The 4291-nt window shown below is 57.3% G+C and carries 6 protein-coding genes; 5 read left to right on the forward strand and 1 reads right to left on the reverse strand.

Translation table 11 applies throughout. From position 1 onward, the window contains the following. Positions 1–460, reverse strand: a 460-nt coding sequence (locus ACRXB1_RS31675) for a hypothetical protein (protein WP_449494285.1), incomplete at its 3' end; no start/stop codon positions are given. A 357-nt stretch (positions 461–817) separates the two neighbouring features. On the opposite strand from ACRXB1_RS31675, the gene ACRXB1_RS31680 reads away from it, so the two are divergent. From ACRXB1_RS31680 to ACRXB1_RS31700, 5 genes are all read left to right on the forward strand, one after another. Beyond that, the gene (locus ACRXB1_RS31680) at positions 818–1465 is read left to right on the forward strand and encodes a response regulator transcription factor (protein ID WP_062169051.1); all 648 of its coding nucleotides are present in this window, start codon (positions 818–820) and stop codon (positions 1463–1465) included. Between the two features lie 158 nt (positions 1466–1623). Further along, complete coding sequence (locus ACRXB1_RS31685; protein WP_061998384.1) at positions 1624–2298, forward strand: response regulator transcription factor; 675 nt, start codon at positions 1624–1626, stop codon at positions 2296–2298. A gap of 60 nt (positions 2299–2358) precedes the next feature. Continuing rightward, positions 2359–3003 carry a response regulator transcription factor gene (locus ACRXB1_RS31690; RefSeq protein WP_075358970.1) on the forward strand — a complete coding sequence of 215 codons (645 nt, stop codon included), beginning with the start codon at positions 2359–2361 and terminating at the stop codon, positions 3001–3003. Between the two features lie 204 nt (positions 3004–3207). Beyond that, entirely contained in the window at positions 3208–3966 is a 759-nt protein-coding gene (locus ACRXB1_RS31695; RefSeq protein ID WP_075358976.1) for an aquaporin, read from the forward strand. Positions 3967–3995: 29 nt separating this feature from the next. Further along, a partial coding sequence (locus ACRXB1_RS31700) for a hypothetical protein (protein ID WP_449494286.1) occupies positions 3996–4291 on the forward strand: 296 nt, incomplete at its 3' end.

The raw sequence follows: 4291 nt of genomic DNA on the forward strand, positions 1-4291 counted from the left end.
CGTTACGGCGCATCGACGAAAGCCAAAGACGGCCCAAGTTGACACTTCTTAACAGCGCGTCGTGCAAACGAGCTGTTGCACTGAGCTCACCGGCGAATGTTTGCGGAAAAACGAGATAGAACCCTTCTGATCGACAGTTTCGCTGCTCGTCTCGGTTGGTGGACCCGGAGTTGTGCTCGCTTGCTTGGTATGCGGGACACTCCGGGTTTTTTTGTGCCTGATTTCCTGAGACTGGGGCATCGAGCGTTGTCATTTCACCACGATATGTTTCGCGTTGCGCAATCGTTTGCGCGCGCCATTTCTGAAAGAATAGTTCGTTTTTTGAATACAAACGCAAAACATCGCCTGGTATTGGGGATCGGCGAGCGGCAGAAGAGCGCGGTTCGCCCCGCTTGCACAGGCGTGTCAGCTCGAAAACTCGCTTGTAGCCGTCGCCATTCTTTGGAACAGATTTCCACATCCTTGAGTTCAACAACTATTTCGTCAATCGAATCAAAGTAGTGGGGCGTTTCTAAACTCGTGCGAATAGGACGATTCGTATTGAGTCGTAAGTCGCCTGAAAATTACTCTCATGACGTTGGTCGCGGCGGGGGCCGCACGCCGGATTACCCTGCAGTGGCGGAGGGCTTGACGCGGCTCAGTGAGGAATAGGTCAAATCTTAGAAAGCACCTCGCTTCGCCGAAGGAACATTGAGAGTGTTCCTATATTGGGCGACTTGTCACCCGTGTTCTTATTCGTAACGGCGTGTTGCCAAAATAATCGTTGCCGGATCGGCCTCGAATTGACCCGATGTGCAAATAAAACTGAGAGGCCGAATTGAAACTGCGAATCGTTCTGGCAGACGATCATCCGTTCGTTTTGCTTGGCATTCGAGCGACCTTCAGTACGGATGAGAACCTGGAAGTCGTTGGCGAGGCCGCAAGCGCTGCCGAGCTGCTGCGATTATTGAGCACCATGTCCTGTGACGTGCTTGTTACGGACTTCGCCATGCCCGAGCTGGGTTCGCAGGCGGAGGACGGGTTGCGCCTCATCAAGCGAGTGCGACGGGACTGGCCGGAGATTCGTATCGTCGTGCTGACCAGCGTGAGCAACGTCGCGATCCTGCGCTCGATCCTGAGCGCGGGCGCAATGGGCCTGCTCAACAAGGTCGAATCGATGGATCAGCTCGCGGCGGCCGTCAAGTTTGCGGGCGTCGGGCGCCGGTATCTGAGTTCATCGGTTGTCGATGCGCTGGCCGTGGCCGGTGCGGAGAACGATCTGCTCGGTGAAGGTCCGCGCCTGTCACCTCGCGAAATCGAAGTAGTACGTATGTTTGCAAGCGGCCTTTCGATTACCGAGATCGCGCAATTCATGAAGCGCGACGTGCGCACCATCAGCCGTCAAAAACGCGACGCCATGAGCAAGCTCGGTGTTCAGAACGATCCCGGATTGTTCGCATTCGCGCGCGCGTACGGCCTCACGTAAATGAGATTTCTTAACTTGAAATGCTTTCAGAGGCATCTTATGTCGATGGCGGCGCGGATCAACGATCCTGCAGCAGGCCACGCAAAAAGAGGCACAGTACAACCCGCCTTGAGCGGACGCATCACCCGGGCGGACATCGGGTTTAAAAAGGTTAGGAAATGATTGCGTTCACTCAACGAATCAGATTGGCGGTCGCCGACGATCATCCTTTAGTCGTTCTTGCCATAGAGCGTCTGATTGCCAGTCTTAAAAACATCGAGATCGTGTGCCGCGCGCAGGATTCCACGGGTCTGATCGCATCGCTCGAGCAGGAGAAATGCGACGTTGTCATCATGGACTTCTACATGCCCGGCGGTACGTACGGCGACGGCATAGACTTGATCAAGTTCATTGTTCAGCATCATCCGAAGACCGCAATTGTTGTCCTGTCGATGACAACAGACGCCGACCTCATCGCTCGGGCGCTCGACGCCGGTGCGAACGCCGTGGTCAGCAAACAGGACCGACTGGAATTGATCTACGTGGCCATCGTCAACGTGCTTGCGAAGGAGGAGTACCTTGGGCCGTCGATACGTGAGCTTCTCGCCGGTGCGACTTCGGCGCATCGGGTGGACCAGATCCGGAAAAAGCTCACGCGCCGCGAACTTGACGTAATCGTCCGCTATGCGAGCGGCGAGAACATTACTGAAATAGCGCGTGAGCAGGGTCGTAGCGTCAAGACCATCAGCGCACAGAAATGCGGAGCCATGCGCAAGCTCGAGTTGAACACGGACGCAGAACTTTACCAATTTGCGCTTCAGAGTGGCCTGATTCAAATGCAGCAGTCCGGGTGATAGCTTAAAAGCCGCATCGGAATGCGTAACTCATCACGTAGACAGCGAAAGCATTAACAAGTGGATTCGAAAATCCGGATTATCCTGGCCGATGATCACGCGGCCGTCAGAGAGGGCATCAGTGCCTGGCTTCAGTGCGATCCGCGTGTGGAAGTGGTGGCGACCGCCGGCGACACCGAGTGCCTCGCAGACCTGATCGGACGGTTTCCGTGCGATATCGTGATCTCGGACATCGGCATGCGGGGTATCGACGGCAAGAGCAATGCCATAGCGTTCTTGCGGTCCTTTCTTGGGCAGCCAGAGCGGGCGCGCCTGATCGTCGTCACCATGATTGCGCAACCTCAGATGCTCGCCGGTCTGCTCGAGCTTGGGGCCGACGGCCTCTTGGACAAGCGTGATTGCATTGAGTCCTTGAATGAGGCGATGGCCGCGGTGATTCGCGGCGAGTGCTTTGTGTCAAAGCATGTGGAAGCGCTGCTGAAATCCCATGCCGGGAATAAACCCGGCCGGGCAGGCGTCTTGAGCGCGCGCGAATGGGAAGTGTTCCAGTTGTATGCCGCTGGCAAGTCACTCATTGGCATTGCGGAGCATCTCGGAAGAAGCGTCAAGACCATAGGCACGCAAAGGCGCAACGCCATGCGAAAGCTCGGTCTCGAAACGGAAACGCAACTCCTGAACTATCTCAGGCAGATCGGGCTTTCTTGAGCCGCTCTCGTCGCGCCCGCAGCACCGAGAAAAACGTAAAAACCAATCCTCATTCAGTCAGACGTGTTTAGGAATGCTCTGATTAATCGGGCGGATCTTTACGCCCAGACTCGATCTCTTTACTCCCCGATGTTTGCCGTCCCGCGACGATTGCCGTGCGGTTACGCATCGGGCGACGGAGCTCAACGTGGGACGGAAGACGATATGTTCAAGAAGATATTAAGCGAGTGCGTCGGAACGTTTTCGCTCGTCTTTTTCGGTTGCGGCTCCACGGCGCTCGCCAGCGGTTATTTTCGCACGGACCTCGGCCTCATTTGTCAGGCGGTGGCCTTCGGCCTTGCTGCTACCACGCTCGTATATGTGTTGCGTCCCATCTCCGGCGCGCACTTCAATCCAGCGGTAACGGTTGGATTTGCCGTCGCCAATCGATTTCCCGTACGCGACCTCATACCAACTATCGCGGCGCAGGTTTGCGGCGCGATTGCCGGGGCGTGGCTTCTTTATGTTGTGGCCAGCGCGCGGCCTGGCGTGTTGCCGGGTCCCGTTGCACTTGGTGTGAACGGCTACGGCGTTCATTCCCCCGCTCGTTACCAACTGCACGCGGCGTTGATTGTGGAAGTGCTGATGACCTTCGTCTTCGTGCTCGTCAATCTTGCCGTGACGTCGGGCAAACGCATGCGAGCCAGTGGTGCGGCGCTGATCGGGTTGTCTTTGACCTTGTGTTCGCTGCTGGCCATTCCCGTCACGAATGCGTCCCTCAATCCGGCGCGATCGACCGGTCCCGCGCTTGTCATGGGAGGCTGGGCACTCGACCAGTTGTGGCTCTTCTGGGCAGCGCCGCTTGCAGGGGGCGTGCTCGCAGGCTTCTTCTATCCCACGCTCCAGCGCAACGCTTCAGCCGATAACAGTCCCATACAAAACACGGGCCGTGTCGGCGGCGTGCTGGACAAACAGCCGCTATGACCAGCGCGCATCGACCCTTCCTGCACGCCATGTCAACTTCCCCAATACCCCGCCTGGCTCGCGTGATGACGCTGTTCATGCTCGTCCTGATGGGGTCGGGCGTGTCTGCTGATCCAGTGCGTGCCGAACAATCGCTGGATCATTATTCGACACTCACCATCGGTGCTCTCGCAAACGGGACCGCGAAAACGGTGATGCAAGCCAATGGTGAGCCGGTCGGCGTCAGCGCGGATGGTTTGAATGAATCGGCGAGACGTGGATCGCAAACCGGCGAAGAGGCCCCGGCGCTCGACCTCAGCGCCGACGAACGCGCCTACCTGCGCTA

The organism is Caballeronia sp. M23-90, assembly GCF_053574605.1.